This window comes from Provencibacterium massiliense, from assembly GCF_900169495.1.
Taxonomy (GTDB): Bacteria; Bacillota; Clostridia; order Oscillospirales; family Ruminococcaceae; genus Harryflintia; species Harryflintia acetispora.
Map to the genome: position 1 here is coordinate 199,146 of NZ_FWCH01000012.1, position 26,879 is coordinate 226,024.

Annotated in this window: 28 protein-coding genes; 8 read left to right on the forward strand and 20 right to left on the reverse strand. The window is 60.1% G+C overall.

Features of this window, described 5'->3' with window-relative positions:
- Positions 1–6: 6 nt before the first annotated feature.
- The 5 genes from B5477_RS05975 to B5477_RS05995 form a co-directional block, all read right to left on the reverse strand.
- A complete protein-coding gene (locus tag B5477_RS05975) occupies positions 7–213 on the reverse strand; it encodes a 4Fe-4S dicluster domain-containing protein (RefSeq protein ID WP_079698852.1) in 207 nt (68 codons plus the stop codon).
- 26 nt (positions 214–239) lie between these two features.
- The gene (locus B5477_RS05980; protein WP_079698853.1) at positions 240–923 is read right to left on the reverse strand and encodes a nucleotide-binding protein; all 684 of its coding nucleotides are present in this window, start codon (positions 921–923) and stop codon (positions 240–242) included.
- Between the two features lie 226 nt (positions 924–1,149).
- Positions 1,150–2,058, reverse strand: a complete 909-nt coding sequence (locus B5477_RS05985; RefSeq protein WP_079698854.1) for an SDR family oxidoreductase — start codon at positions 2,056–2,058, stop codon at positions 1,150–1,152.
- 128 nt (positions 2,059–2,186) lie between these two features.
- Positions 2,187–2,669, reverse strand: coding sequence for a hypothetical protein (locus tag B5477_RS05990; RefSeq protein ID WP_079698855.1), 483 nt, complete (start codon positions 2,667–2,669; stop codon positions 2,187–2,189).
- A gap of 205 nt (positions 2,670–2,874) precedes the next feature.
- Positions 2,875–5,208 (reverse strand): AraC family transcriptional regulator, encoded by a 2,334-nt coding sequence (locus B5477_RS05995; protein WP_079698856.1) that lies wholly within the window; start codon positions 5,206–5,208, stop codon positions 2,875–2,877.
- A 331-nt stretch (positions 5,209–5,539) separates the two neighbouring features.
- Here B5477_RS05995 and B5477_RS06000 point away from each other — a divergent pair, with 331 nt between their 5' ends.
- The 3 genes from B5477_RS06000 (at position 5,540) to B5477_RS06010 (ending at position 8,973) form a co-directional block, all read left to right on the forward strand.
- On the forward strand, positions 5,540–6,901 hold the full coding sequence (locus B5477_RS06000) for an ABC transporter substrate-binding protein (RefSeq protein WP_079698857.1): 1,362 nt from the start codon (positions 5,540–5,542) through the stop codon (positions 6,899–6,901).
- 286 nt (positions 6,902–7,187) lie between these two features.
- Positions 7,188–8,096 (forward strand): carbohydrate ABC transporter permease, encoded by a 909-nt coding sequence (locus B5477_RS06005; RefSeq protein WP_079698858.1) that lies wholly within the window; start codon positions 7,188–7,190, stop codon positions 8,094–8,096.
- A 13-nt stretch (positions 8,097–8,109) separates the two neighbouring features.
- Positions 8,110–8,973: a carbohydrate ABC transporter permease gene (locus B5477_RS06010; RefSeq protein ID WP_079698859.1), complete on the forward strand. Its 864-nt coding sequence runs from the start codon at positions 8,110–8,112 to the stop codon at positions 8,971–8,973.
- A gap of 54 nt (positions 8,974–9,027) precedes the next feature.
- Here the strand turns inward: B5477_RS06010 and B5477_RS06015 are convergent, their stop codons facing one another.
- From B5477_RS06015 to B5477_RS06045, 7 genes are all read right to left on the reverse strand, one after another.
- Complete coding sequence (locus tag B5477_RS06015; protein ID WP_079698860.1) at positions 9,028–9,795, reverse strand: 4Fe-4S binding protein; 768 nt, start codon at positions 9,793–9,795, stop codon at positions 9,028–9,030.
- A gap of 52 nt (positions 9,796–9,847) precedes the next feature.
- Positions 9,848–10,315: a GNAT family N-acetyltransferase gene (locus tag B5477_RS06020; RefSeq protein ID WP_079698861.1), complete on the reverse strand. Its 468-nt coding sequence runs from the start codon at positions 10,313–10,315 to the stop codon at positions 9,848–9,850.
- Between the two features lie 100 nt (positions 10,316–10,415).
- Positions 10,416–11,192, reverse strand: a complete 777-nt coding sequence (spo0A, locus tag B5477_RS06025; RefSeq protein WP_079698862.1) for a sporulation transcription factor Spo0A — start codon at positions 11,190–11,192, stop codon at positions 10,416–10,418.
- Between the two features lie 145 nt (positions 11,193–11,337).
- Positions 11,338–12,570: a SpoIVB peptidase gene (gene spoIVB, locus B5477_RS06030; protein WP_159448950.1), complete on the reverse strand. Its 1,233-nt coding sequence runs from the start codon at positions 12,568–12,570 to the stop codon at positions 11,338–11,340.
- 278 nt (positions 12,571–12,848) lie between these two features.
- Entirely contained in the window at positions 12,849–13,991 is a 1,143-nt protein-coding gene (locus B5477_RS06035; RefSeq protein WP_079698864.1) for a Ger(x)C family spore germination protein, read from the reverse strand.
- Positions 13,988–15,061, reverse strand: a complete 1,074-nt coding sequence (locus tag B5477_RS06040; protein ID WP_079698865.1) for a GerAB/ArcD/ProY family transporter — start codon at positions 15,059–15,061, stop codon at positions 13,988–13,990. Before B5477_RS06040 ends, B5477_RS06035 begins: the two co-directional genes overlap by 4 nt.
- 18 nt (positions 15,062–15,079) lie before the next feature.
- Positions 15,080–16,624, reverse strand: coding sequence for a spore germination protein (locus B5477_RS06045; protein WP_242942132.1), 1,545 nt, complete (start codon positions 16,622–16,624; stop codon positions 15,080–15,082).
- Between the two features lie 133 nt (positions 16,625–16,757).
- Between B5477_RS06045 and B5477_RS06050 the strand changes: the two genes are divergently transcribed.
- From B5477_RS06050 to B5477_RS06065, 4 genes are all read left to right on the forward strand, one after another.
- Positions 16,758–17,441 carry a DUF421 domain-containing protein gene (locus tag B5477_RS06050; protein WP_242942133.1) on the forward strand — a complete coding sequence of 228 codons (684 nt, stop codon included), beginning with the start codon at positions 16,758–16,760 and terminating at the stop codon, positions 17,439–17,441.
- Positions 17,441–17,815 carry a DUF4363 family protein gene (locus B5477_RS06055; protein WP_079698867.1) on the forward strand — a complete coding sequence of 125 codons (375 nt, stop codon included), beginning with the start codon at positions 17,441–17,443 and terminating at the stop codon, positions 17,813–17,815. The genes B5477_RS06050 and B5477_RS06055 overlap by 1 nt, the downstream gene beginning before the upstream one ends.
- 105 nt (positions 17,816–17,920) lie before the next feature.
- On the forward strand, positions 17,921–18,646 hold the full coding sequence (locus tag B5477_RS06060; protein WP_079698868.1) for a class I SAM-dependent methyltransferase: 726 nt from the start codon (positions 17,921–17,923) through the stop codon (positions 18,644–18,646).
- Between the two features lie 114 nt (positions 18,647–18,760).
- Entirely contained in the window at positions 18,761–19,450 is a 690-nt protein-coding gene (locus B5477_RS06065) for an MgtC/SapB family protein (RefSeq protein ID WP_079698869.1), read from the forward strand.
- A gap of 50 nt (positions 19,451–19,500) precedes the next feature.
- Here the strand turns inward: B5477_RS06065 and B5477_RS06070 are convergent, their stop codons facing one another.
- From B5477_RS06070 to lepB, 3 genes are all read right to left on the reverse strand, one after another.
- The gene (locus tag B5477_RS06070) at positions 19,501–20,097 is read right to left on the reverse strand and encodes a flavin reductase family protein (protein ID WP_079698870.1); all 597 of its coding nucleotides are present in this window, start codon (positions 20,095–20,097) and stop codon (positions 19,501–19,503) included.
- A 70-nt stretch (positions 20,098–20,167) separates the two neighbouring features.
- The gene (locus tag B5477_RS06075; protein ID WP_079698871.1) at positions 20,168–20,656 is read right to left on the reverse strand and encodes a GNAT family N-acetyltransferase; all 489 of its coding nucleotides are present in this window, start codon (positions 20,654–20,656) and stop codon (positions 20,168–20,170) included.
- 2 nt (positions 20,657–20,658) lie between these two features.
- Positions 20,659–21,234 (reverse strand): signal peptidase I, encoded by a 576-nt coding sequence (gene lepB / locus B5477_RS06080; protein WP_143533553.1) that lies wholly within the window; start codon positions 21,232–21,234, stop codon positions 20,659–20,661.
- A 156-nt stretch (positions 21,235–21,390) separates the two neighbouring features.
- On the opposite strand from lepB, the gene B5477_RS06085 reads away from it, so the two are divergent.
- The gene (locus B5477_RS06085; protein ID WP_159448951.1) at positions 21,391–23,109 is read left to right on the forward strand and encodes a B12-binding domain-containing radical SAM protein; all 1,719 of its coding nucleotides are present in this window, start codon (positions 21,391–21,393) and stop codon (positions 23,107–23,109) included.
- Between the two features lie 59 nt (positions 23,110–23,168).
- Here B5477_RS06085 and B5477_RS06090 read toward each other — a convergent pair whose 3' ends face one another.
- From B5477_RS06090 to B5477_RS06110, 5 genes are all read right to left on the reverse strand, one after another.
- Entirely contained in the window at positions 23,169–23,552 is a 384-nt protein-coding gene (locus B5477_RS06090) for a hypothetical protein (RefSeq protein WP_079698874.1), read from the reverse strand.
- A gap of 145 nt (positions 23,553–23,697) precedes the next feature.
- Positions 23,698–24,525: a putative RNA methyltransferase gene (locus tag B5477_RS06095; protein WP_079698875.1), complete on the reverse strand. Its 828-nt coding sequence runs from the start codon at positions 24,523–24,525 to the stop codon at positions 23,698–23,700.
- 16 nt (positions 24,526–24,541) lie between these two features.
- Entirely contained in the window at positions 24,542–25,018 is a 477-nt protein-coding gene (locus B5477_RS06100; protein ID WP_242942134.1) for an acyl-CoA thioesterase, read from the reverse strand.
- A 35-nt stretch (positions 25,019–25,053) separates the two neighbouring features.
- The gene (locus B5477_RS06105) at positions 25,054–25,506 is read right to left on the reverse strand and encodes a GNAT family N-acetyltransferase (protein WP_079698876.1); all 453 of its coding nucleotides are present in this window, start codon (positions 25,504–25,506) and stop codon (positions 25,054–25,056) included.
- Positions 25,503–26,879, reverse strand: coding sequence for a sodium-dependent transporter (locus B5477_RS06110; RefSeq protein ID WP_079698877.1), 1,377 nt, complete (start codon positions 26,877–26,879; stop codon positions 25,503–25,505). The genes B5477_RS06105 and B5477_RS06110 overlap by 4 nt, the downstream gene beginning before the upstream one ends.

Sequence of the window (26,879 nt, forward strand, 5' to 3'; positions counted from 1 at the left end):
AATCAACTACCTTTCTACGGTTATCGCGCTGTCTGGGCAGATCATCCCGCACATCCCACAGCCGATGCAAAGATCGGCGAATTTGACGATGGACGGGTTATAGCCTTTGGCGTTGAGCCTGTCCGGGTCCAGAATCAAAACCTTCTTGGGACAGGTATGTACGCAGAGGCCGCAGCCCTTGCAGACGTTTTCATCAATGGTAACTTTCGGCATTTCATATGCCTCCTTTATCGAATAATCTATAAATGCTGCCTGTTCCAGGGCTTGTCGACATACAGGTCGATGGGGTAAATATCCTCGACACTTTGCAGCTCCCCACAAAGCGCGCGCGGGGCCGTGGTGCAAAGCAGGGGCAGCGCGCACAGGGCGGAGAGCTCCCAGGCGGGCCCCAAAGCCCTTTGGATCACTGCGGCGCTCGTCTCCTCGCCGAGGTTCGAGTTGTTGACGAGGAAGCCGCAGGTAAGTCTCGCGGCTCCGTTGATCCCGTCCAATATTTCCTTGGTTTCCTCGGCCCCGTTTTCGAGGAAACGGTAATGGTTGTGGACATAGAGCATGCTGTAGGGGCGCTTCGCGATCTCGGGCGCGTACCGCCCGAGGGCGATGGCCCCCGCGTCGTCTCCGCCCACATCCACGATCACGGTTTTCTCCCGGTCGCCCAGCGCGGCGGACACCCCCGCGCCCAGCACCGGGATGTCCAGGTTGGTGTTGGCGAACGGCGGCATGATCGTCTCGATCCCGCGCTGCTGCAGCAGCGCGGTGAAGTCGGCCGTGCGGAAATAGGGGTTTACGATGTCCAGATCGCACACCGCCACCCGCCGCCCCGCCTTCTGCAAATCCAGCGCCAGGTTGACGGCAAAATTGGTCTTCCCGCTGCCGTAGTGCCCGGTGACCAGGATGACCCGTTCAAGCTTATCAAAAAACAACTGTGGTTCCCTCCGGTGATCGGCCTACAGCCATAAGAATTTAAATATAGCTCAGCGTAAGCAAAGCAATAAAATTGGACATGGCCGTAGGCTGGCCATGAGAATTTTAAAAAATAGCTCAAAGAGCTATTTTTTATTATATCACAACTAAAAACAGTGTACAACGAAAAAAATCATCCAAACGCCGGCGGGCCGCCAAAGCTTTGGCGGCCCGCATGGGAGATCGTCAGGAGCAGCCCACCGTCCCGCCGTTGGGATGGAGCACCTGCCCGCTCATATAGCTGGAATCGTCCGAAGCGAGGAAAACATAGCTGCCCGCCACCTCATAGGGCTGCCCCGCCCGCTTCATCGGCACCTTGGAGGTGCCGGTGCCGAAGGTTTCGACCTGTTTTGGGGAGAAGGAGGCGGGGATCAGCGGGGTCCAGATCGGCCCGGGGGCCACCCCGTTGACCCGGATCCCGGCGCTCTCGAGGGACAGGGAGAGCGAGCGGGTCAGCGCGAGGATCGCCCCCTTGGTGGCGCTGTAGTCGATCAGGGTGGGCTCGCCCTGGTAGGCGGTGACCGAGGTGGTGTTGATGATCGAGGCCCCGCGCCTGAGATAGGGCAGGGCGGCCTTGATCATAAAAAAGAAGCCGAAGACGTTGGTGCGGAAGGTGTTTTCCAGCTGCTGCTCGCTGATGTCGAGGATGCTTTTCTGCACGAACTGCACGGCGTGGTTGTTGACCAGCACATCCAGCCGCCCGAAGGCACTGATAACCTGGCGCACCGCCTTTTGCGCTTCGCTCTCCTTGCGCAGATCGCATTGCAGCGCCAGGCAGCGCCGGCCCATCGCCTCGACGTGTTCGCGGGTTTCCTTGGCGTCCTGCTGCTCGTTCAGGAAAACGAAGGCGATATCCGCCCCCTCTGCGGCGAAGGCATAGGCCACCGCCCGCCCGATCCCGCTGTCCCCGCCGGTGATCAGGGCGACCCGCCCGGCGAGCTTGCCACCCTCTTGGCGGTAGGGGTTCTCGCTGATCGGCCGGGGGGTCATCACCGCCTCGATCCCGGGCTGGACGTCCTGATGCTGCGGGGGGAACGCCAGCGGGATGTCTTCACATTTTTGCTCGGTGCCGAGATATTCATAAACCGGATACATCGTATCGCCGCCTCGCTCTGTCATTTTTGCGCGGCGCCGCTTGGCTCAGACCGGACGGCGCCGCATCAAAAATATATTCGGCTCCCCGGCGTTCCATTCCGCGCAGCACAAGGCGGTATGCCCGTCCTTTAAAGCTGGCTCTGCCACTCCCGGCGCAGAGCCTGCCAGGCAGAACGGGAGATCGCCCCGCGGCTGCAAAAATCGTCGAGCGCGCCGATCTGCGCCTGGATGAAGGCGGGGTCCGCCCCCATGCGCGCCGGCGCGGGCGGATAGGCGGGATACCCGCCGCCCCGGCAGGCCGACATGGCCGGGGCGGGGGCGGGTGCGACGGGTACCTCCACCACCCTCGGCTGCCCGCTGAGCAGCGAACGGGTGTGCCGGCTTTCGAGCAGGGCGCGCATCTGGCAGATATTTTGCGCGAGGCTTGCGCCGAACATGAGCAGACAAAACCATACAAAACCTCCTAAGGAAAGGGAGCCCGCCGCGATCCCGCCGCCGGGCGAAAAATCATAGCAGAGCCATGCGGCCCCGCCGAGCAGGCTGCCGCACAGCGAAATCCAGGCGATCAGGCGCAGCAGCCCGATCCAGATGCGGCCGTAAGATTTTTTCATCAGAACTTGACTCCTTCCGGGCACACTCAAAAGGGCGCAAAGATAGGTTGCGGACGCGCCCTTTTTGATTAGTATTCCTGTTTTGAGAGCCGGATAAGCAGATGAAGGAAATTTTAGAGCGGACCCGGGCAAAAAAATTCCCCGCCATCGAGGCGGGGAAAACGAAAATTCGCAAAATCCGAAAAAACAATGGTAACGCTTCCGCTTATTCCTGGGGGGAGGACGAGACCTCGCGGTACTTCCCGGGAGTGATCCCCTCGTATTTTTTGAAGGTGCGGATGAAGGTGTTGCTCCCCGTGAAGCCGCAGGACTCGGCGATCTCCTGGATGGTGCGCTCGGTGCCGGTGAGCAGGACCTTGGCCGCCTCGATCCTCGTCTTGTTGATGTAGTCGAGCAGCCCGAGGCCGTGCACCTCCTTGAAGCGCTTGGAGAGATAGGAGGGGGACAGGCTGAGCTGCTCGGCGATCTGGGTGATGCTAAGCGCCTCGTCGCTGTAGTGCTTTTGGATATACTGCACGGCGCGCCGGATCAAATCGCTCGCCTCGTTCTTTTCTCGGGTGTACTCGCACAGCCGGATGAGGATTTTGTTGAGCTCCATGTCCATCTCGGTCACCGATTGGCAGCCCAGCAGCCGCTCGACCGCGCCGAGCTCGCTGAGGTCGTTGTGGTCGGGGGCGGTGATCTCATAGATGGTCTTCATGATGGTGCTGGTGAGGTTGAACATGAAGCACTTGGTGATCATGCTCGGGAGGGAAAACTGCTTAAAGTTGATCTCGAACAGCTCGTTTAAAATCTTTTTGGCGTTGTTGTAGTCGCCGGACTTGATGAAGTTGGTCAGCTGGACCTCGACCTGCAGCGGGTAGTAGTAATAGTAGGTTTGGTTGCCCTCCTTGAGCCCGAGCTCGATGTCCCGGTAGGAGGTCAGGTCGGCCCGGCCCATCAGGATGTTGTATTCGGTCGCGGTATACGCCTCGGTATAGGCCGCCGGGATCTCTTCCAGGGAGTGCATGACGGTGCTCTGGGTGACGCTGATGTGGATCCCGAAGTTTTCCTGCAAGAATTGCAGGCCCTCCCGCGCCGCGTCGGCGAGGTCCCCCTCGGGGTCGGCAGCGCCGGGCGAGAGGTTGCACAGCGCCGCCTGCAAATCGTCCACCTCGGTCATCAATCCGAAGTGCTTACGGCCGATCAGCTCCTCGAACACGTTGCGGATGATGTAGCGGGCCAGCTGGAACTGCTTTTCGCGGTCCATACCGCCCAGGGCCTTGCCCTCGATCTCCTTGATGTAGAAGACCATCACCGCGAAATCGTCCGAGGAGAAGTGCAGATCGTAAAGCGAGAGCGCCTCCTGCACGCTCATCGAGGGGTCCACCCGCCCCTTTAAGAGCCTGCCGAGGAAGCTCTGGCGCAGGTGCTGCAGCTGTTTATCCAGCACCCGGTCCACCTTCTGCTTGTCGCCCAGGGTGGAGGAGAGCGCGTCCTCGATGAAGCCGAACTCGTTGTGCCGCTGATCGAACGGGATTCCCGCCTTGTCGGCGAGCACCCCCACGAGCTTGCGCACCGGCAGGTAGTTGCTCTTGACGAAGAACAGGGACATCACCAGCCCCAGCAGCAGGCTGCACAGGATGGTGATATAGGTGATCCGCCTGATGTCGTTGGACTTCTCGAAGAAGACCTCGTTGGGGGTGATCGAGACGTACTTCCAGCCGATCACGTCCGAGGTGGTGTGCGCGACGGTGTACGCCCGGCCGCTTTCGTCGGTGTAGGTGTACAGGTCGTTCTGCTCGTCCAGATTGGAGTAGCGCAATTCAGTGGGCAGGGTATACGGCTCGCTGGAGGCGAGGATGTTGTCGTTCTCGTCCAGCAGCAGCACGACGCTGCGGTCGATCCACTGGATGTTGCGGATGGTGTCGGTGAGCTGGGAGTTGTTGAGCAGGATCAGCAAGGTGGCGTTCACGTCCACCGAGCTGTCCAGCGGCAGGGATTGCAGCAGCGCCACCACGGTGCGCTCCTCACCGGGACGGCTCTCCTCCTGCAGGGTGATGAACTCGCTGGCGTGCTTGTTCCACAACAGCGGGCGCAGCGGCTCGCCGTTTGAGAGCAGACGGTAGCGGTCGATCATCTGCTCGTACAAATCGTCGCGCAGCACGGTGACGTTGGAGAGCGCGGCGTTTTTATCCTTGAGCAGGATGTAAAAATTTTCGATGAAGCTGTTCGACATCCGGTAGACCTTGAAGTCCCGCATGATCAGGTTATAAGCGTCGGCCGGATAGTTTTCCGAACGGTCGGCGATCAGGGACTTGAGCCGCGGATTCCAGCCGATCTGCACCGAGAGGGTCTCGGTGTCGGACAGGCGCGCATCCACATCGCTCTTGACCTGGCGCAGGAGCGCCGCGTTGACATCGTTGATCTCGCTGCGCAGCGCGCGGGAGTAGCCCATATAGACCAGCCCGCTCACCAGCAGCGGCACGATCAAAATTGAGATATAGGACAGGAGCCATTTAAAGATGACGCTGCGGCGGTTCGGTACGAATTTTTCCAACGCTTTGCCCCCTCTACTCTGCCATTTGCACAAGTACAGTATAACACAACGATTGTATTTGCGCACTTCTCTAAAAAGGCCCATCCTCCGCCCCAACGGGCGAAAAGCCCGCCGTCATGCGGTTTGGTGGACCGCCGAAACAAAATATTGACGATGGAGTGCCGATTTGGGCGATGGGAAAATGCTGGATTTTGGGAACGAAAACCGAAACGGGAGATAGCTTTTTTATGAAAGCCGGTGCTACAATAAAATCACGCAAAGCGGCGGCAGACAGATCGCGGCACCCCGCCCGGCTTTATATGCAACCGAAATAAAGGGAGGAACGAGCAAGATGAAAAAAAGGATACTTTCCATACTGTTGGCGGCCTGCATGCTGGCTTCGGCCAGCTCCCTGACGGCCTGCTCGAGCAAGAGCGGGACGCCCGCCGCGAGCGGCGAACCCAAGACCCCCGCTTCCGAGGCCGGCGGCGAAGCGGCGCCAGAAGCTTCGTCCGAAGGGGCGAGCAAGATTACGGTGCTCATGCCCAAGCATGAAATGGACAACATCGGCTTCATGGAGAAGGAAACCCGAGGCTATGAAAGCGAGTCGGGCAACCAGGTCGAGCTGATCAACATGAGCTGGGAGAACGTGGCCGACCGGATCACCACCGAGATGGCGGCGGGCGGCGGTTCCTACGATGTGATCGAGTTCGACAACTCCTGGGTGCCGAAATTCGTCACCAACAACTGGATCATCCCGCTGGACGACTATGTCACCGACGAGATGAAGACCGGCATGCTGCCCGGGCTGATCGACAAGTTCTCCTACGACGGCAAGCTCTACGGGATCACCTGGAACAACGATACCCGCTTCTTTATGTACAATAAGGCCAAACTCGAGCAGGCCGGCTTCAGCGAGCCCCCCAAGACCTGGGAGGAGCTGAAGGAGCAGACCAAGGTCATGCAGGAGAAGGGGCTGACCAAGTTCGGTTACTCGGATTCCTATATGCAGGCGCAATCCTGTGTCAACGAGATGTTCTTCGTGGTCTACTCCTTCGGGGGCGACTTCTTTGACAGCGAGGGCAACCTCACCATCACCACCGACCCCGGGGTCAAGGCGGCCTACGAGTTCGTGGCGAACGGGCTCAACACCGACAAGATCGTCGACCCGGGCTCGATGACCTCCGACTATGAGACGGTCGCCAATATCTTCAACATGGGCGACACCGCCTTCTGCGTGCAGGCGTGGCCGGGAATCTATCAGTCCTCGAACGACGAGAGCACCTCCAAGGTGGTCGGCGAGATCGCCGTGGCCGATTACTCGGTCTCGGGCGACGGGCAGACCCAGGCGGTCCTGACCCTGCCGGAAGCGATGGCCATCCCCAAGGCGAGCAAGAACTACGACGCGGCCTGGGATTACATTAAATACATGTCCTCCAAGGAGTTCGACAAGCGCAAGGCCGAGGAGATCGGCGCGCTGCCGATCTGGAGCGAGCTCTTTAACGACCCCGACCTGCTGGCGAAGTACCCGCACTGGTCCGGCTTCGGCAAGCAGGCGGCCAACTCCAAGGGCCTGCCGAGCCTGCTTTGGTACGACGAGTTTGCCAACGTCGTGCTGGTGGAGTCCCAGAAGATCCTGCTCGGCCAGGTCTCGGTGGACGACGGGCTCGAGGAGATGGAAGAGCAGTGCAAGAAGATCCAGCCCCAGGCGTAGGGGCTGTGGATTGCCGGCGGCGCGGGTAAATGCCCGCGCCGCACTGGCTATCAAGTTTGTCCCGCAGGCGGGCTTTGCCTGCCGTAGGGACACCTTCAGAGCAAACTGGCGGTGAGCAGGCCCTGTGGGCCTGCGGAGCCGATTTGCGAACGGAAGGGGTTCCATGGGGAAACCGGCGGAGCAAGGCATCAGCCGCAGCGATTGCCGGTGTCCAAAGGGCAAACCCTTCTATGAAATTTTAAAAGCGGTGGCGGCTGTCCCGCTGTGAAAGGATATGTGATGAAGTATGAGCAAAAACCAAGGCGGGCAGCGGCATGACGGCCGCCCGTTCCTGGATAGGCATCTGCCCCAGCTTCTGATTGCGCCAAGCATTTTGATCATCCTGGGCGTGCTGATCCTGCCGATCCTCTATTCGATCTATCTGAGCTTCCACGAGATCAACTTCTCCAGCAATACCTACCAGTTCGTGGGGCTCAAAAATTACATCGAAATGTTCCAGGACACCTATTACCTCAAATCGATCTCGCTGACGGTCTACTTTACGGTAATCACCGTCTTCACCGAAATCTTCATGGGGGTCGGGATCGCGCTGGTGCTCAACCAGAAATTCAAGGGCCGCGGCTTTGTGCGCGGGATCATGATCCTGCCCTGGGCCCTGCCCACGGTGGTCAACGCGGTCATGTGGAAGTGGATTTTCAACGCCAACTACGGCGTCTTCAACGCCCTGCTCCTGAAGCTGGGGCTGATCGACAGCTACCAGGTCTGGCTGGGCACCCCGTTGAGCGCGCTCAACTGCATGCTCTTCGCCAACATCTGGAAGGAGACCCCCTACGTCGTGCTGCTGACCATCGCGGCGCTGGCCAATATTTCCCCGGACATCTACGAGGCGGCCAGGGTGGACGGCTCGAACGTCTTTCACACCTTCCGTACCATCACCCTGCCGCTGATCAAGCCGGTGGTGCTGATTCTGGCCATCACCAAGACCATCTGGGCGCTGCAGACCTTCGATCTGGTCTTCATCCTCACCGGCGGGGGCCCCGCCTCGGGCACCGAGCTGATGACCTTCTTCATTCACAAGAACACCTTTAAGTTCCTCAAGTTCGGCTACGGCTCGGCCATGTCCTACATGCTGTCGATGGTCTGCTTCGTGCTGACATTCATCTATATCAAGGTGTTCGCCAGCAAGGAAGATTAGAGGAGGGAGCAAGATGAACAAAAAACTCAAACACGTCCTTAAGCGCACCGGGCTCTATGCGCTGGTGCTGCTGATCGTCGTTTATGTCCTGGCGCCCTATCTGTGGATGGTGATTTCGAGCATCTCCACCAAGGTGGACCTGATGGAGGTGCCGCTCAAGTTTATCCCCCGGCACCCGACGCTGCAAAACTACAAGGATATGCTGCTGGGGACCTCGAACTCCACCACCGACGCGGCCTCGCAGTTCATGTACGCGATGAAAAACAGTGCGATCGTCACTGTCTGCGTGACCGCCGTCTCGATGGCGGTGGGGATCCTCGCCTCCTACGCCTTCTCGCGTTTCCGCTTCCGCTTCAAGCAACAGACCTTCATGGCCATCCTCTTTACCCAGATGATCCCGCCGATCGCGATCATCATCCCGCTGTACATGATCATGCTGCGCGCGAAGCTGCTGGACAACATCTGGGCGCTGACGGTGGTCTATCTCTCCTTCGTGCTCCCCTTCGTCATCTGGATCATGAAGGGCTACATCGACGGGATCCCCACCGAGCTGGAGGAGTCGGCGATGATCGACGGCTGCGGGCGGCTGCGCTCCTTCTTCCTGATCGTGCTGCCGGTCGCCTCGACAGGGCTGGCGGCCACCACCATCTTCGCCTTCATCATCTCCTGGAACGAGTTTTTCTACGCGCTCAACTTCACCTCGCTGGCGGCCAAGACCCTGCCGGTGCTGATCACCGAGTTTTCCAGCAAGTACGGCGCGGATTACATCCTGACCTGCACCTCCGGCGTAATTGCGAGCTTGCCCCCGGTGCTGCTGGCGCTCATCTTCCAGAAGTACATCATCGCGGGCCTGACCTCGGGCGCGGTCAAGGGATAAATCAAAATTAGAAAAGCCCCGCCCCGGCGTTTGCCGGGGCGGGGCTTTTAGCGCCTAAAGAAGGAAAAATTCGGGCTCTTTTCTGGCGGAAAACTTTTTGACGAAGCCCGCCTTGGCAATCTTGTAAGCCGGCCCGCGAAAGGCGCGGGCATGCTGCGGGCAGGCCGCGATACAGGCGGTGCAGGAGATGCACCGCTCCTTGTCGGTTTCCTGGGGGTACCTGGGGTCGATCGCCCCGGTGGGGCAAATTTTAGCGCAGGCCCCGCAGCGGGTGCAGGAGCGGTCCGCCGAGGGCTTCAGCGGGACCGGAGCGGGCGCGCGGTAAGGGGCGTGCCCCTTGACGCTGGGCCTGCCCGGCTGCGGCAGGCTCTCCAACAGCTTTGCGCACTTACCGGCAAAATTCTGAAGCTGCCGCAGATCCTCCTCGTCCGGCCGCCCGGCGGCGACGTCGGGGAAGATGGAGTGCTGCGCGATCGCGGCGGCCGCCGCGATCACCCGGAAGCCCTGTCCTTCCAGCAGCTCCTGCAGCTCGAGCAGCGCGTCGTCATAGTCCCGGTTGCCGTAGACCGCCGCGATGATCGCGGGCGTTTTGTCGCCGCGGACGCCGCGCAGCCGCTCGGCGCAGGGGGAGGGAATCCGCCCGGCGAAGACCGGCGCCCCGGCGATCAGCAGATCGTCCGGACCGAGCTCCGGCATAGGCTCGCGCTGGGCCAGCAGGTCGCATTCCCGCCACTCTTTTTGAATCCCGGCCGCGATTTGATTGACGGTTTTTTTGGTCGTTCCCGAGGGGCTGAAGTAGATGCACCAGGTGTTCTTTATCATATTGTCCGCCTCCGTTTGGTTTTATCATAAACCAAAAGCAGAAGAGATGCAATCATTCGCAGGCGAGAGGACATTCCATCATTTCATTTTCGGCGCGAAAGCCCTGCCGCTCATAAAAGGGGACGGCCCGCCCGCTCGGCCAGACAAAGAGCAGCTCATATCCGTTTTCTTTTGCAAAGGCTTTTACCCGTTCCATCAGCGCGCTGCCGATCCCGCGGCTGCGGTACTGCCGCAGGGTATGTACGTTGGTGACGTAGCCGATCTGTCCTTGCGCCTCGCGGGGGCTCGGTATCTTCGGTACCCGGCAGACCCAGACGTTCGAGATGATTTTCCCTTCCTCCTCGGCCAAAAAGCAAAAATAGGATTTTTCTTCCAAGGCTTTTGCCAGAAAAGCCCCGCACAGCGGGAGAAACTGTGCTTCTGCCATCGGCTGATTTGAATCCTGCTCCCACTCGTGGAGCCAGCGCAGCCGCGCGAGCTGCGGGGCGTCCGCGGGGGATGCCAAGCGGTAGGTGAGCATTCGTTTCCCTCCTTTTTAAAATTTTTGTGGCCGGCGTTCCGGCAATAAAAACAAGGGCGGACAGCGTATGCTGCCCGCCCGGATAGACAATCTCGAAGGCTTAGTTGGCGACCTTGAGCCGCAGGCGGAGCTTATCCGCAATCATGGCGATAAATTCGCTGTTGGTGGGCTTACCTCTCTGGTTGTGGATGGTATAACCAAAGTAGCTGTTGAGGGTGTCCACGTCGCCGCGGTCCCAGGCCACTTCGATCGCATGCCGGATGGCGCGCTCCACGCGCGAGGAGGTGGTGTCGTGCAGCTTGGCCACGTTGGGATAGAGCTGCTTGGTCACCGAATTGATGATTTCCGGGGTCTGCACACACATGATGATCGCATCCCGCAGGTAGTGATAGCCCTTGATGTGGGCGGGCACGCCGATCTGGTGGATGATCTCGGTGACCATCACCTCGAGGTCCACCTCACGGTTCCCGCTCTTGCTGGTGAGGTCCATCGGATGCTCGTTGCCCGCCATCTGGACGATGCGTTCCGCCATCACCTCCACGTCGAACGGCTGCAGGAAATGATAGACCGAACCGGTGGCGGTCAGCTCCCGCTGGAGCACCTTGTTGTCGCAGGTGGACATCGTCATGAAGAGGGGCGCGTCGGGCAGGTCGCTCGAGGCGATCTCCTTCATCACCCCGATCGCGTCCAGATTGTGCATGAAGGCATCCATCAGCACCACGGTTGGATGCTGTGTTTTGATCATCTCGACCACCCGCTTGCCGTCCTTGGGGCAGGCGACTATGCTCACCCCGTAGTGGCGCAGGATCGATGCGAGCTGTGCGCAGAAATCTTTGTTGGAGTCGTCGCCGATGAGAACCTTGATTTTGGAATTCATGATGTTACCTCCGATTGTCTAATTGGAATTTTCTTACATTCCCTGATGACCGTAGTTTACCATATATTGGTAGTAATTGCAAGTGGCTGTCGTAAAATATACATTATATAGTTATTCAAACATTTCTGGAAAATTTTGTAATATATCACGAAGCCCTTGCTTCTTCCACTGCGACACCCTTCATGGTATGGTCCATATTCTCGACGAAGATCCCGTAACCTTTTGTCGGATCGTTGACAAAAACGTGGGTTACCGCGCCGACCAGCTTGCCATTTTGCAGGATCGGGCTTCCGCTCATGCCCTGTACGATTCCGCCGGTTTTGGCAAGTAATTTAGGATCGGTAATCGAAATAACCATATTCTTGGTGTCGGTTTCGCTGGCGCCGTTGAGGCGGTCGATATTCACCGAATAGATTTCCGGCGTTTCGCCCGAAACGGTGCACAAAATGCTGGCCGGTCCACGTTCGACCTCATAGGAATGGGCCATCTCCACCGGCTGGTTGTAGGGATAAGAGGAATAGAGCTTTCCAAATACGCCGGTCTCGTTGTTCACGTCCAGCGTGCCCATCGCCCGGTTGTCCACAAACATCCCCTTGAGCTCGCCGGGCGCGCCCGCGTGCCCGAGCGAGACGCCGCTGATGTTGGCGCGCACGATCTCGCCGGAATACAGCGGCATGACCATCTGGGTGTCGATGTCGCATACCGCGTGCCCCAGCCCCGCGTAGCAGCCGGATTTGGGGTCGTAGTAGGTCATGGTGCCGATCCCCGCCGAGGAGTCGCGCACCCAGATCCCGGCCTTATATTGGCCGTCTATGCTGGAAAGGATGGGGCTCAGCTTTAGATTAAAGACCTCATCCCCGCGCTTGAGCTGTACGCTCAGCGGCACGCCGCCGCTCTTTTGCACGATTTCGCCGACCTGCTCGTTGGAGGAGACCTTGGTGCCGTTTATGCTCATCACGATGTCGCCGATCTGGATCCCGCACGCCTTGGCCGGATTGAGCAGCCCGGCGTCGGTGTCGACGTCCGACATGCCGACCACAATCACCCCTTCGGTAAACATTTTGATCCCGAAGGGAATCCCGCAGGGGACCACCATCTTGCGGTCCACCACCTGCACCTGCACCTGCTTGACGCTCACCCCGCCGAACATCCGCAGGTTGAGCGCGTAGGTGTTGCCCGCCGTGTCGTAGGATTCGATCGGCAGCATGGTGTTCTGCGCCTCGGGGTGCAGCTCAAACGGATAATGGATTTTGAGCTGTTCGCCCTGTGCGACGTAGAACTGGTCTGGAAGCGTGTTCCCGACGTATATGGCGAGAGACAGCACGCCCATCACACAGATGGACAGCACGCCTGCCACCGCCTTGTAGAACCTTCTCATTGGAATAACCGCCTTTCCCGCCCGCCTGAAACAGACGGATGCCATCCGGCAAACATTTTGATTTGGATTGCACCAGACAATCCAAACTTAATTTCCCACGGGTCGGGCGATAATATGATAGGCAAATCCTTTTGCTTTTAGATAGAAATTCCGCGTGCCTCCCGGCACGGGATATTTCCAAGCCGCAAAATTTTCTTGCTCCCGGAAGGAAAATTAAAGGCATAAAATACTAGAATTTGTATTATTTTCAGGAAAATTGTACCATCCTTATTTTAACCCTAATTTCCGGATGCTTCAAGCCCCATTCTGCTAATATTACATACAATTTCAAAATTAAACCCCGAATTTTCGAACATGGCTTCAAGATTGTCGCGGTGTTCGTTGTAATAGTTTGGAAGATACTTCTTGACGTGGTCGGTGAGGCGCAAAATATCCGCGCCGTGCCCGCGCAGGGTTTTGTTCAGTGCGAGATTGATCAGCTGCCGGATTTTGCGTTCCTGCATCTGCTGCACCAGGGGAACGATCTCCTGAGTGATGTCTCCGCCCTCGTCCGAGATCAGCTCGCGCAGCGCGCTGTCGCAGCGGATCTTCACATCAAAAACCAGCCTGCCCTCCTCAAGGCGGGGCTTCATGCGCGAGGAGCACTCCAGTATCTCCAGCGCGGCGCTGCCCTTTTCGGGCAGGGAGACGGTCATGGTCGCGTCCTCCATTTTGCCCAAAAACCAGATGATCCCCTGGATCTCCTGCTCGGTGAGGGTGTCCACCATCTTGTCCTTTTTGATGAGCGCTCCGCCGTCGATCTCCACCTCGGGCTTCCCGCTCTGCTGGCTGAGCTTTACCATCGGCACGTCCACCGAGTCGTGGCCGGTTTCCAGCTTGGACACCACGTCCACCATCCGCCCGCCGTTCATGTGGCGGTGGTTCATCGCGTTGTCGGCCACCTGCTCGATGGCCGAGGCCGGGACGATCCCCCGGCTGATCTGCGCGGTGACGATCTTCGAGGCCGACTCCTCGGCGATCATCAGGTAGACGCTCGGATGGAGCTGATGGTTGGCGTTAAAGTAGTCCACCGCTTTTTTGAGGTTTTCCTCGGCCATCGCCTTTCCGATGACGATGATCTTGTTCGAGCCGAAGAAGATCTGCTTGCCCTCCTTGCGGGTGGCCTCGCTCACCGCCTCGGTGATGGTGTCGCCCTCGCTGCGGATGATGTTGTTGTTGAGCTCGGATGCGTCGAAGGCGGTCTGCCCGCCGCTGCCGCTGGGTACGAAGTATTGGAAGGTGAGCTGGAATTTTTGGTCCTCATAGTCCACCCCGACGGCCTGCACGATGGCCCGGTCCTTGAGGCGGATGGTCTCCATGCAGCCGCAAAGCGGCAAGGAAAGGGACAGCACAAGGGCAATCAGCAAAGACAAACGTTTCATGCCTTATCCTCCTTCCTGCGCCGCCCCGGGATGAGGATCAGCAGCACCGGCACCAGGAGGACCGCCACATAGAGCGGGATGCCGGTGAGGGTGAAGTTATACAGCGCCTGGTAGGCGGTGAAGTAGTGCGCCAGCAGCAGGGAGCAGAGGATGGTGATCCCACCCAGGGCGAGCAGGATGGTGTTTTTGCGCTTGGCGCCGAAGAGGAAGCACAGGCAGCGCTGCGCGATAAAGAGGTAGAGCGCGCTCTTGATCAGCCCGATCATCGTCCAGATGACCATATGGACCGCATCCATGCGCTGGAAGTAGAACAGCCGCGCCATCTTGGCCACCGCGTAGAGCGGATAGGACTGGGTGACGGCGTATTGCCCAACGGTGCACAGGGTGACGAAGATCATCCCCTCCAGCAATGCGAACACCCCCAGCACCCACCACAAAAACCCCTTTTTGACGTTCCCCTTGAGGTAGGGGATGAAGAGCAGGACCAGCATGAGCTCGCTGGATTCGTTGACGGTGACCGCCCCGCCCTGCACCACCGGCCTGATCCCATTGATGAAGGGGGAGATCAGCCCAACGGTGTCAAACTCCCGGGCCAGGGAGAGGACGATCATCACCAGCGAGCCCAGCAGCAGGATCAGCGCCAGCCCCGAAAAACGGGCGGTGGATTCCAGTCCCAGATAGACCATGTAGAGCGCTACCAGGGTGAACAGCACCACAAAGATCACGTTGGAGTCGTTGGGATAGACGGCCGAGGTGATGAACACGGCAAAATGGACCACGTTGTCGATGGCGACGCTCAGCGCCAGCAGCGCAAAGAGGGTGGCGCAGGCAAAGCCCGCGCCCTGGGAGCGCTGGTAGGCGAATTCGATCAGCCCGACCCCCTTCTGGCGTCGCAGGATCAGAAAGCTCGGCAGCATGATGAGCACGCTGAATACGACAAAGAGGACCAGGCTCGCGAGCCCCGCCGACCCGCTCGCCGACTCGCGCAGTCCGGGCACGATGGTGAAAAAGGAAAAGGAGCGGCAGAGGAAGAGCATGATGAAAAATTGTGAAACTGTGATCTGGGGCAAAAGCCAGGACTCCTTTCTTTATTGCCTTGAATCGTCGACCTCGCTGCCTGGCAGGTCCTGCACCTGGAGCTGCTGCTGGCCGAGGGTACGCCAGCTCACCCGGGTGAAGATGTCGCGCATGGGATAGGCCGAGAAGGGGGAGGCGGGGGCGGTCTCGGGGATCCCCATCGGGCGCTTGGCGCAGAGGTTGCAGAGCATTGCCGTCAGCCCCAGGGTGATCCCGAACACACCCAGCGTCCCCCCGATGAGGATGAAGGCGAAACGCAGCACGGTGATCGACTGGTAAAGGGTGGGGATGACGAACGAGCTGATCGCGGTGACGGCGACCACCATCACCATCGGCGCGCCGATGAGGCCCGCCGTCACCGCCGCATCCCCGATGACCAGCGCGCCGACGATGCTCACCGCATGCCCGATGGGGCGGGGCAGGCGAAGCCCGGCCTCGCGCATCAGCTCATAGATGAAGTGGATGATCAGCGCCTCGAACATCAATGGGAAGGGGGTGCTCTCCTCGCTGGTGGCGATGTTGAAGAGCAGGGCGTTCGGGAAGAGCTCGGGGTCGAAGGTGGCCAGCGCGACATAGGCCCCGGGCAGCAGGATGGTCAGAAAGAACGCCGCATATTTGAGGAAGCGGATGAAGGTGGCGTAATAGGGACGGTGGGTATAGTCGTCGATGCTCTGGAAGTTTTCGTTAAAGAGGTAAGGGGTGATCAGCGCGAAGGGGGTGCCGTCCACCAGCACCGCCACCCGCCCTTCGCAGATTTTGGCCACCAGGGTGTCCGGGCGCTCGGTGGTGCCCACGCCGGGGAAGAGGGAGAGCGGCCCCTCCTCCAAAAAGGGTTCGAGGTAGCCCGATTCGAGCACCACGTCCAGCTTGGCGCTGCGCAGCCGCCCACGCACCTTGTCGAGCAGGGAGCCCGAGACGGTGTCGGACATGTAGACCAGGCAGATGTCGGTCTTGGAGCGCACTCCGCAGGACATGATCTCAAAGCGCAGCGCCGGGGATTTGATCCGCCGGCGGATCATGGTCATGTTGATCCGCATGGGCTCAACGAACCCCTCCCGGCTGCCGCGCACGTTCACCTCGCTCGACGGCTCGGAGATCGAACGGAAGGAAAAGCCCTGCATGCCGCAGGCGACGCCGAGCGCCTCGCCCTCGATGAGCAGGACCGCGAAGCCCGAGTCGAGGAAGGTGAAGAGCTCCGCATAGGTATAAAATTCCTTCTGGTCCATCCCGAGCAGCGAGAGGGTGCGGGTAAACTGCAGCACCTCCTGCGGGGTGCTGTCCGGCCCGAGGCCTGAGTTCATCAGCGGCTCGGCCATGATCTCGGAAAAGGTCGCGAGGCTCACCATCCCCTCGCTGATGAGCACCGCCATCTCGACCCCGCCCACCGCGATGCGCCGGTCGGTCAAATCGGAGGAATTGCCGCACAGCCCCCGTATTTTGATCATGTTGTCGGACAGCGAGGCCACAAGCCGTTCATTCTCACCCGGCACGGGGCTCGGCGGCTGGTATTCCCGGCGTTTTTCCTGGCGCACCTTTTTCTTTAAAAATGAAAACAAACGAATCGCCTCCTATCAACATAAGCGGGCACAGCTAACGCTATTATTACCAGCTTTGGCGGGTATATTTATGGTGGGAAAAACAATACTAATGGAAGTTAAACGTACAAAACGGATTGGAGTGTAAGGCCGGATGTTTACAATCTTTTTCAAAACCATCATCCTCTATGCGCTGATCATCGTCGGGCTGCGCCTGATGGGCAAGCGCCAGCTCGGCGAGCTGCAGCCCTCGGAATTTGTGGTGACCATCCTGATCTCAAACATCGCGACCCTGCCCATCGAGGACGTTGACATCCCGCTGCTGACCGGCATCCTGCCGATTTTGACCTTGGTCAGCTGCGAGGTGATCATGTCCACGGTGGCGCTCAAGAGTAAGCGTGCGCGCAAGATTCTCTCCGGGTCGCCCAAGATCGTGATCCGCGACGGGGTGATCGACCAGCGCCAGCTGCGCGACCTGCGCTTTTCGATCGACGATTTGATGGAGCAGCTGCGCCAGAACAACGTCTTTGACATCGCGGACGTGGCCTTCGCCATCGTGGAGACCACCGGAAAGGTGTCGGTCTATCAAAAGTTCGAGGCCCGCAATGTCACCGCCGAAATGCTGAACCTGCCGAGTGACGGGCAGGAGAGCGCCCCGCCGGTGGTAATGATCTCGGACGGGCAGCTCATCGAGGAGGCGCTGCGCTACTGCAACCTGCGCCATGAGTGGCTGGAAAAGACCCTGGGGGATCAGAAGGTGCGGCTCGAGGACATTTTTTTAATGACCTGCAACCGGCAGGCGAACTACCACATCATTAAGAAGGAGAAGGTGGCCTGATGGGACGCTTTTATATTTCCCTGGCGCTCTTGGCGGCAATCCTGGGAGTCTGTACCTTTTCGCTGCACCAGTACAGCACCGCGGCCGAGGAGATGACCGCCCAGCTTGACAGGATTGAGCAGGCCGCCCTTTCGGGGGAGGCGGGCCCGGATGAGCTCTCTGAAATGTGCCGCCTATACGGCGAGCAGTGGGAGGATAGGGAGGAGCGCCTGCTGCGCTTCATCCGCCATCCGCAGCTCGACGAGATCACCTCGCTGACCGCCGAGCTGCAATACCTGGCTACCGACGACAGCCCGAGCCACCTGCTCGCCTCGATCGAGCGGATCAAGGTGAACATCAAGAAAATCGGTACCGCGGAATTTTTTAACGGCTGACAAAAAAGAAGCGTCAAAACCATATGGTTTTGGCGCTTCTTTTGCCCATCCCGGCTTTTTGTATTATAATGGAGAATACAACGACATTTATAAAAGGAGCGGCCTATGCTGGAAAGTAAAGTCAGAACGCCACAGGAGCAGGAAGCCTATCTAAAGGAGCTTCGGGAGTGGCTAAGCTCGGTGCGGGACGAGGCGCCCGAGGAGATGGCGGATTTTTTTCACAACAGGATCGGCATTTACGAGGACAGACACCTCGGGCGCTGGGCAAAGGAATACGAGCACATCGCCGACTATTTTCCGGGGGACCCCCGGAGCCTGCTGGACATCGGCTGCGGCACCGGGCTGGAGCTCGCTTCGGTGTTCCGCCGCTTCGACCAAATCGAGGTCACCGGAATCGATTTGTCGGGCACCATGCTGGGGAAGCTCCGGGAAAAGTATCCCGGCCGCCGGATCACGCTCATTCAGGCGGATTATTTTGCATATCCATTGGGGGAGGAGCGTTTCGGTGCGGCCCTCTCCTTTGAGACGCTGCACCACTTTAAGCCGGACAAAAAGCAGGCGCTCTACGAAAAGCTCTGCCGCGCGATCAAGCGGGGAGGGTGCTATCTGGAATGCGACTATGTCGCCTGCTGCGACGAGGAGAAGCGGCTCTGCCTGGAAGGGTACGAATACCGGCGGCAGAAATTTGGCATCCCGCCCGGGCAGTTTGTCCACATCGACATCCCGCTGACCCTGGAGCACCAGCTGACACTTCTGAAAAACGCGGGCTTTCAGAAGGCGGAGGCGCTCTACGAAAACCGCGGTACGGTGATCATCCGGGCAAAAAAATGACAGCTGCAGGGTTTTATGCAAAACGGGGCCCCGCGCCGTTTGGAATGCAGCGATTTGTCTCAAACGAAGAAAAATGGTATACTGATCCTATTGTAAATTTTGGAGGCTGACAAAATGGACAGCGAAACCGTCGCACTGATCCTGACCCAACTGGAGTACCTGCTTCGCCTGGTGATAGCCGCCGTCTGCGGCGCGCTGATCGGCTTCGAGCGCAAGAACCGGCTCAAGGAGGCGGGGATACGCACCCACCTGATCGTGTCCCTCGCTTCGGCGCTGATGATGCTCATTTCAAAGTACGGTTTTTACGACGTGGTGATCTACGACAGCATAAATCTCGACCCCTCCCGTGTGGCCGCGGGCATCGTCACCGGCGTCGGCTTCCTGGGAGCCGGGATGATTTTTGTGCGCCGGCAGGGGGTCAGCGGGCTGACCACCGCGGCGGGGATATGGGCGACGGTGGGCGTCGGGATGGCGATCGGCGGCGGGATGTACGTCATCGGGATCGCCTCCACATTGCTGATCATCCTGGTGCAGGTGCTGCTGCACAAGGACCTGCGCTGGATGAAGATCCCGGTGGCCGAGCAGATCTACATCGAGCTGGACGACTCCTCGGTGGAGACGGTCGACGCGCTGCGGGAAATCCTGCGCGAGCACGGCATTCAGGTGCTGGGTGTCAAGGCGAAAAGGCACAAGAGCGGGGCGATCGACATGGAATTCACCGCCAAGTTCCCCGAAGCGTACGACGTCGCGGACATCATGAACCTCTTTTCAGATGCCGCGCATGTGCGCACGATCGAGGTGTAAGTGGTTGATACGGTAAGAACAAAGCGGCCCGGCAGAATGCCGGGCCGTTGTTATTTCGCCTGCTTTTTCCGGGAGGGCGGGCTCCGGCGGCGCTTCTTGACCGAGAAGCCGAAGGTGCCGATCCGCTTGCCCAGCGCGAAATATTCCCCGTGGGCGTAGGCGGCGAGGTTACATTTGCCGAGGTTGAGCCTGCCGTTTTCATCCACCAGAGAGGCATCCACCTGCACCGCCACGATCTCGGCCAAAAACATCTCGTGCGAGCCGAGCGGCAGCGCCTTTACAACCCGGCACTCGAGGCTCAAGGGGCTCTCCGCGAGCAGGGGGGCGGAGATTTTCTCCGCCTTTTGCGGATGGAGATGGACGGCTTCAAACTTGTCCAGGTCCTTCCCCGAGCGCACCCCGCAGAAGTCCGCCGCGCGCACCAGCGCGCCGGTGGTCAGGTTGATGGCGAACTCCCCGCTCTCCTTGATCAGCCCGTAGGAGTACCGCTCGGGCCGGATCGAGACGTAGGTCATGGGCGGATTGGAGTTGACGATCCCCGTCCAGGCCACGGTGAGCAGGTTCGGGCGCTCCATCGACCCGCAGGTGACGATGGCGGGCGGCACCGGAGAGAGCAGGGTGCCGGGCTTCCAGATTTGTTTTTCCATTGTACTACTCCGTTTCCAGATAAAGATAAAAACCGGTCCCCACCGGGCTTCCCCGGCGGGGACCGTCGATTCATAAGGTTTTGCCGAGATAGATCATGTCCACGCATTGCTCGCCCTCGTCGTAGACCGGCTCGGGGTAATTGTCGGTGAAAAAGTTCTTGAGCACCCGCTCCCGGCGGTAGCCGCATTTTTCATAAAAGTCCAGGTTCCCGTGGCTGGTGTCCGCCGTGCCCACCGTCATACGGGAGGCGCCGCGCTTTTGACATTCCCGCTCGCAGGCGGCGATCAGCGCCCGGCCAAAGCCCCTGCGGTGCATGTCCTCGCGCACCGCAAGGTTTTTGATCTCCCAGCATTCCGCCGCCTCGGGCACCGCGACAATTACGCCCACAGCCTGCCCATTTTCCATTGCGGCGAGCATGACCCCGCGGCCGAGATAGCGCTCCACCATCTCCACGCAGGGGTCGGCGAGCAGCAACAGGTCCATATATGCGCGGCGCTCCCCGAGCGGGCCGACAGAAAGAAAGGCCAACGTTTGACCCGCTTCCTTAAAAGCCTTCATGGTCACTTCACTCCCATACGAAATAGGAAAATCACCTTGCCCATCAGGGCGGAATCGTCCGGCATGCCCACCGAGCTGTGCCGGCTGTCGAGCGATATCTCGCGGTTGTCGCCCAGGACGAACATCTGCCCCGGCGGCACCTCGAGCGGGAATTCGACGTCGTACTTCTGCTTGGTCCCGGTGCTGATGTATGGCTCGTCGAGCTGCTCGCCGTCGACCAGGACCGTGCCCCGCCTAAAATTAATGTCCACCGTCTGTCCGCCGGTGGCGATCACCCGCTTGAAGACGGGCGCCTCGCCCTCGCCGGGGCGAAAGAAGACAATGTCCCCCGCCTGCGGGGTCTTATAGAGGCGCAGGATGAGCGCCAGGTCCCCGTCGCTCAGGGTCGGATACATCGAATTGCCGGAAACGAACACCAGCCCGACGACATAGGTCATCACCAGCCAGACGATGACGGCCGCCAGCAGCAGGACGAATATCTTGCGCCGGCGGCGTTTTTTGCGTTGCAGCGCGTCCAGCTGTTTTTTGATCTGTTCGCGCATGGCGTTTGGATTTGTAGCCGTTATCTGAGTTGCCAAAAAGTCCCCCTCCAATCAGCAACCGGTATAAAAACATTTTATCACAGTTTCTGGCAAAAGAAAACACATTCTTTTCGTCCCCGCTGGATTTTTGCCTTCCGGTGGGGTAGAATGGAAGCCAGCCACGCAATTCCCGAGAGAGGGGTAAGGATAGGGATGAAAACAATCATCGCCGGGATTAACGCCAAATACATCCACACCGCGCTCGCCGCGCGCGGCCTGGCCGCCTATGCGGCACAGCGGGGGATTGACGGGGTGCGCGCAATGGAATTTACCATCAACCAGCACCCCGATGCGATTTTGCGCGCGCTCTATGCCGAGAGGGCGGACTGCTACCTCTTCTCCTGCTATATCTGGAACTGGGAGCTGGTGTGCCGTCTCGTGCGGGACCTGCGCACCCTCTGCCCGCGGGCGGCGATTTACCTCGGCGGGCCGCAGGTCTCCTTCCATGCGAAGGAGCTGCTGGCGTCTCTGCCATTTGCCGACGGCATCCTGCGCGGCGAGGGGGAGGAGCCGCTCTACCGCCTGCTGCGCGCGCTCAGGAGCGGCGGGGACCTCTCGTCGGTCCCGTCGTTGACCTTTCGGCGGGAGGGGGAGGTCTGCGAAACCCCGCTGTGCGCGCCGATGGAGATGCGCGAGCTGCCCTTTTGCTATCCCGACCTCGCCGCGCTGCGCCACCAGATCGTCTACTACGAGTCCTCGCGCGGCTGCCCGTTTCATTGCACCTATTGTTTGAGCTCGCTGGAGCGCCGGGTGCGCCGAAAGCCCCTGGAGCTGGTGCTGCCCGAGCTTGGGCGCTTCCTCGCCGCCGGGGTGCGGCAGGTGAAATTTTGCGACCGCACGTTCAACTGCGACAGGGAGCACTGCATGGCCATCTGGCGCTACCTGATGGAGCGGGACAACGGGTTTACCAACTTCCATTTTGAAATCACCGCCGAGCTGCTGGGCGAGGAGGAGCTGGGGCTCCTGGGCCGGGCACGCCCCGGGCTCTTCCAGTTCGAGATCGGGGTGCAGTCGGTGAACCCCGACACCCTGCGCGCCATCCGGCGCGGCGCCGACCTTTCGCATCTTCGCGAGGTAATGTCCCGGCTGCGCGAAAATGGGAACATCCACCTGCACCTCGATCTGATCGCCGGGCTGCCGCTGGAGGACTACCAAAACTTTGCCCGCTCCTTCGACACCGTCTTTTCGCTGGGGCCGGACCAGCTCCAGCTCGGGTTTTTAAAGGTGCTGCCCGGCTCAAGGATGGAGCGGGATGCGCCCCGCTATGGGATCGTCTCCCGCGCCTGCCCGCCCTATGAGGTGCTGTTTACCGATCACCTTTCGGCGGACGAGCTCTTTACCCTCAAGGGGGTGGAAGAGATGGTCGAAAGCTACTACAACAGCGGCGCCTTCGCGCATACGCTTCGCTTCCTGCTCGAGGGCCGGGGCGCGTTTGACACCTTTCATGCGCTGCGGCGCTTTCTCGAGGAGGGCGGCTGGACGGGGGAGAGCCTCTCGCGCACCACCCTTTACGACTGGCTCTACGCCTTCGGCACGCAGCGCTGCGGGGCCGACGGCCCGCTGCTGGGGGAGTTCATCCTGCTGGATATCTGTCTGGAGGGCAAACCGAAGAAGCTGCCCGCCTGCCTCGCCGGCCGGGACCAGACAAAGTGGTACCGCCCCATCCGGACCTTTTACGAGGAGCCTCATAACCGCGGGAGGTACCTGCCGGACTATGAGGGGGAGGACCCCGCCGTGCTGCGGCGGATCACCCATCTGGAGGTCTTCTCCTTCGACCTGCTCTCCCCGGGGAGGGAGCGGACCGGGTGTGCGCTGCTCTTCGACTACCGCAAGCCCAAGGCGCGGCGCGCGGTAAAAGTGCCCTTGGAATAAGATGCGCGCCAATGCAAAGAACCGGCCCCGGGCTTTTGCCCGGGGCCGGTTACTTAATTTTATTTAATCCGCGCGATGTATTGGCAGTAGACATAGACGTTTTTGATCTTCTTGGCCTCCACCCCGTCGCCCGCCTCGATGACCGGCTGGGTCTCGGAGGGGGTCTCGTACAACTTGAAGGCGATGGCGTCCTGCCCGGGGCGCATATTGCGCACATGCTTATACTCGTACTCCTTGCGCGCGATCCCGAGGTAATTGAAGATGATGTCCTCGATCCCATTGTTGGTGAAGCACTTGATAATATCCTTCTCATCATACATTTCGATGATGGCCTTCGCCTCATGGAAGGAGAGGTTGGAGCACTTAAACTCCCCCTCGTTGACGACCGACATCATGTTCCCGTTGTCTAGCAGCAATAGTGGATTGTCGTTTGCTTTCGGCATGGTAAAAAGCCTCCTTCTGTCCGTGTGCGCGATGGTGATCGGTTTCCTGTTTCCATTCTATCCATAATTTCATAAAATGTCAATTTAATTTTAGACAAATTCACTATATTATTTTGTGATAAAGGATAAGGAAATGAAGGGGCTCCTATAACTTTCCCCGCTTGCGGTAGCTGACCAGCCAGAAGTCCGCCGTGGTGCGAAGGCGTTCGAGCCCGGCCAGCCGCTTTGCGCCCTCGATGGGGGTCTTATAGTAATAGGGGGTCATCATGAAAAGGCTTTGCAGCACCTGCGCCCCCTCGGCGGTGAAGTCGTAGCAAAGGCGGCGGCGCCCGGTGATGGAAAAACCCTCGAGCTCGAAGCTCTTCTCCTCGTTTTCATAGGGGTGCTCGTAGAGCACCTCCTTGAGGGAGTAGAGATGCCGCGCCGCCGGATAGACCGCCACAAAGTGCCCGCCCCGGCGCAGCACCCGGTGAAACTCCTGCGGGCAGAGGGGGGAAAAGACGTTGTAAACGAGATCCAGGCAGTGCCCGGAGAAGGGCAGCTCGAAGATGCTCGCCACCGCGAACTGCCCCTTAGGGCAGCGCCGCGCGGCGTGGCGCACCCCGTGTTTCGACAGGTCGATCCCGTAGAGGGTGGGCTCCCAGCCCAAGGCTTGCAGGTAGGCGCAGAGCCCGTCTATGTAATACCCCTCGCCGCAGCCCGCATCCAGGATGGCGGGGGAAGGGGAGGTGCACAGCGCGCCGATCGTCTCACAGAGCGCCTCGCGCAGCGGGGCGTAGCCCCCGCTTTCAAGGAAGGTGGTGCGCGCGCGGATCATCCCCGCGTTGTCGCCCGGGTCGCGGCTGCCGCCGCGGTTGGGCGGCAGGAGGTTCACGTACCCCTGTGCGGCCAGGTCGAAGCTGTGCCCCGCGGCGCAGCACAGCGCGCGCTGCCGCACAAACAGGGGCCGCTGACAGAGCGGACAGCAAAACAAACCGGGCTCCTCCTCTTCAATAATTTTCGGCCCGGCGCTCCCGGCGCAGGTTGCGCCGGCGCACCCCCGCCTCCCACTCGGTGCGGTCCTCCTCGCTCTCCAGGATCAGCGGGGGCACCGGGGTGGGCTGCTCGTGCTCGTCGAGCGCGACCATTACCAGGTATGCGCGGTTGATCATCTGGCGCCGCCCGTCGAGCTCCTCGACAAAGGCGTCCACCCGCACCTCCATCGAGGTGCGCCCGACATAGGTGATCCGCCCGATCAGCACGACGGTGCTGTTGATGTGGGCCGCGGCCTTGAACTGCAGGTTGTCGATCGCGGCGGTGGTCACCTCCCGCCCGGAGTGGCGGCGGGCCACCACCCCGGCGACCACGTCGATCCATTCCATCAGCTTGCCGCCGAAGAGGCGGCTGTAGCCGTTGATGTGCTCGGGCATCAAAATCTGTATCTGCTCGGTGCGCGATTGCGCGACCGTCTTGGCTTGCAGTTCCATAGCTACTCCTTTATCCATCATATCGGCGTTTGGCCTTATATTGTCCCCGTATCGCCCGGGGCGTGCAGGCAGTAGACCAGCTTCCCGCCCTGCTCCCCTTCGATTTTCATTCCCAGCCGCTCGGCCACCCGGCGCGCGGGCAGGTCCGAAGCGGGTACCGGCGCCACCACGAAGGGGGAGCGCAGGGCCTCAAAGGCATAGGACAGACAGCGCGCCGCCCCCTCGGCGGCAAGGCCCCGGCCCCAAAAGGCGGGCAGCAGCCCGTAGTAGAGGCCGCACAGCCGCCGGCCGCCGAGCGTGCAGGAGAATAGCCCCATCGCGCCCGCCGGCTCATTTTTGCACAGCGCCGCGAGGCAGCCATACCCCTCCGGCTGGCCCTCGTCGCCCAGCCATCCGGGAAAGTGCGGCAGGCGCTGGAGCGCGGCGCGCTGCTGCCCTCCGGGCAGGCAGAGAAGGAGGCGTTCGGTTTTTAAAATCAGCCCGTTCATCCCTTTAGGAAAAACTTTTCCAGGTAGCCATAGGCGAAAACGACCAGCACGATCAGCGGCAGCAGGAAGGTCACATAAAAGCGCGCCCACTTCGGGAAGCGCAGCCCCTTGCCGGTGTCCGCCTCGGCGATGAAGTTGTCCCATCCCCAGCCGTAGCGGGTGACGCAGAAGAGCAGGTAGACCAGCGACCCCAGCGGCAGGAAGTTGTTGGAGACGAGGAAGCCCTCGAAGTCGAGGATGGTGCTTCCCGCCCCCAGCGGTGTGATCCCGGAAAGATAGTTGTAGCCCAGGGCCGCGGGCAGCGAGAGCAGGAAGATGAGCAGGATATTGATCACCACCGCCTTTTTGCGGCCCCACCCCCAGAGGTCCATGGCGAAGGAGAGGATGTTTTCAAACACCGCCACGATGGTCGAGAGCGCGGCAAAGGTCATGAAGACGAAGAAGAGCGTCCCCCACAGCCGCCCGGCCGGCATGGCGCCGAAGATATTGGGCAGGGTTTTGAAGACCAGTCCCGGCCCGCTGTCCGGATTGACCCCGAAGGCGAAGCAGGAGGGGAAGATGATGGCCCCCGCCAGCAGGGCGACCAGGGTGTCCAGCGCGGTGACGCTGACCGCCTCGCCCGTCAGACGGCGGTCCTTGCCGATATAGCTGCCGAAGATCGCCATTGATCCGACGCCTATGCTCAGCGTGAAGAAGGCTTGGCCCATCGCCGCAAAGACGGTGGTGGCAAAGCCCTGCTCGCGCATGCGCGAAAAGTCGGGGTAAAGATAAAAGCGCAGCCCCTCGCCGGCCCCCGGCAGGGTGACGGCGCGCACCACCAGGACGAGCATCACCACGAAGAGGCTGGACATCATCACCTTGGTGATCCGCTCCACCCCATTCTGCAGCCCGAGCGAGCAGATGCCAAACCCCAGCAGCACGGCCAGCAGCATCCAAAGGACCATCCCCTTGGGGTCGGCGAGCATGGCGTCATAGACCCCCGGCACCTCCTGCGGGCTGAGGCCCACAAACTCCCCGCGCAGCATCTTGAAAAAGTAGGCGAGCATCCATCCACCGATGGTGGTATAGAACATCATGAGCAGGTAGTTGCCCGCCATCGCCACATAGCCGAACAGGTGCCAGTGCGAGCCCTGCGGCTCGAGCACCCGAAAGGAGGCCGCGGCGCTCCTGCGGCTGGCACGGCCGACCGAAAACTCCATCACCATGATGGGCAGCCCCAGGATCACCAAAAAGAACAGGTAGATGAGCACGAAGGCCGCGCCCCCGTAGAGCCCGGCGATGTAGGGGAAGCGCCAGACGTTCCCCAAACCGATTGCACAGCCCGCCGAAATGAGCAGAAAGCCGAGGCGGGAAGAAAATTTTTCTCGTTGCAA

Excerpts from the sequence above, each read along its gene's own strand:
- B5477_RS06075 (WP_079698871.1), bottom strand. The coding sequence starts at position 20,656 with ATGAAGGCTTTTAAGGAAGCGGGTCAAACGTTGGCCTTTCTTTCTGTC.
- B5477_RS06065 (WP_079698869.1), top strand. The coding sequence starts at position 18,761 with ATGGACAGCGAAACCGTCGCACTGATCCTGACCCAACTGGAGTACCTG.
- B5477_RS06010 (WP_079698859.1), top strand. The coding sequence starts at position 8,110 with ATGAACAAAAAACTCAAACACGTCCTTAAGCGCACCGGGCTCTATGCG.
- B5477_RS06105 (WP_079698876.1), bottom strand. The coding sequence starts at position 25,506 with ATGAACGGGCTGATTTTAAAAACCGAACGCCTCCTTCTCTGCCTGCCC.
- spoIVB (WP_159448950.1), bottom strand. The coding sequence starts at position 12,570 with ATGAGAAGGTTCTACAAGGCGGTGGCAGGCGTGCTGTCCATCTGTGTG.
- B5477_RS06070 (WP_079698870.1), bottom strand. The coding sequence starts at position 20,097 with ATGGAAAAACAAATCTGGAAGCCCGGCACCCTGCTCTCTCCGGTGCCG.
- B5477_RS06090 (WP_079698874.1), bottom strand. The coding sequence starts at position 23,552 with ATGCCGAAAGCAAACGACAATCCACTATTGCTGCTAGACAACGGGAAC.
- B5477_RS06035 (WP_079698864.1), bottom strand. The coding sequence starts at position 13,991 with ATGAAACGTTTGTCTTTGCTGATTGCCCTTGTGCTGTCCCTTTCCTTG.
- B5477_RS06020 (WP_079698861.1), bottom strand. The coding sequence starts at position 10,315 with ATGCTCACCTACCGCTTGGCATCCCCCGCGGACGCCCCGCAGCTCGCG.
- B5477_RS06005 (WP_079698858.1), top strand. The coding sequence starts at position 7,188 with ATGAGCAAAAACCAAGGCGGGCAGCGGCATGACGGCCGCCCGTTCCTG.
- B5477_RS06000 (WP_079698857.1), top strand. The coding sequence starts at position 5,540 with ATGAAAAAAAGGATACTTTCCATACTGTTGGCGGCCTGCATGCTGGCT.
- B5477_RS05975 (WP_079698852.1), bottom strand. The coding sequence starts at position 213 with ATGCCGAAAGTTACCATTGATGAAAACGTCTGCAAGGGCTGCGGCCTC.
- B5477_RS06055 (WP_079698867.1), top strand. The coding sequence starts at position 17,441 with ATGGGACGCTTTTATATTTCCCTGGCGCTCTTGGCGGCAATCCTGGGA.
- B5477_RS06050 (WP_242942133.1), top strand. The coding sequence starts at position 16,758 with ATGTTTACAATCTTTTTCAAAACCATCATCCTCTATGCGCTGATCATC.
- B5477_RS06100 (WP_242942134.1), bottom strand. The coding sequence starts at position 25,018 with ATGGAACTGCAAGCCAAGACGGTCGCGCAATCGCGCACCGAGCAGATA.
- B5477_RS05990 (WP_079698855.1), bottom strand. The coding sequence starts at position 2,669 with ATGAAAAAATCTTACGGCCGCATCTGGATCGGGCTGCTGCGCCTGATC.
- B5477_RS06060 (WP_079698868.1), top strand. The coding sequence starts at position 17,921 with ATGCTGGAAAGTAAAGTCAGAACGCCACAGGAGCAGGAAGCCTATCTA.
- spo0A (WP_079698862.1), bottom strand. The coding sequence starts at position 11,192 with ATGAATTCCAAAATCAAGGTTCTCATCGGCGACGACTCCAACAAAGAT.
- B5477_RS05985 (WP_079698854.1), bottom strand. The coding sequence starts at position 2,058 with ATGTATCCGGTTTATGAATATCTCGGCACCGAGCAAAAATGTGAAGAC.
- B5477_RS06015 (WP_079698860.1), bottom strand. The coding sequence starts at position 9,795 with ATGATAAAGAACACCTGGTGCATCTACTTCAGCCCCTCGGGAACGACC.
- B5477_RS06085 (WP_159448951.1), top strand. The coding sequence starts at position 21,391 with ATGAAAACAATCATCGCCGGGATTAACGCCAAATACATCCACACCGCG.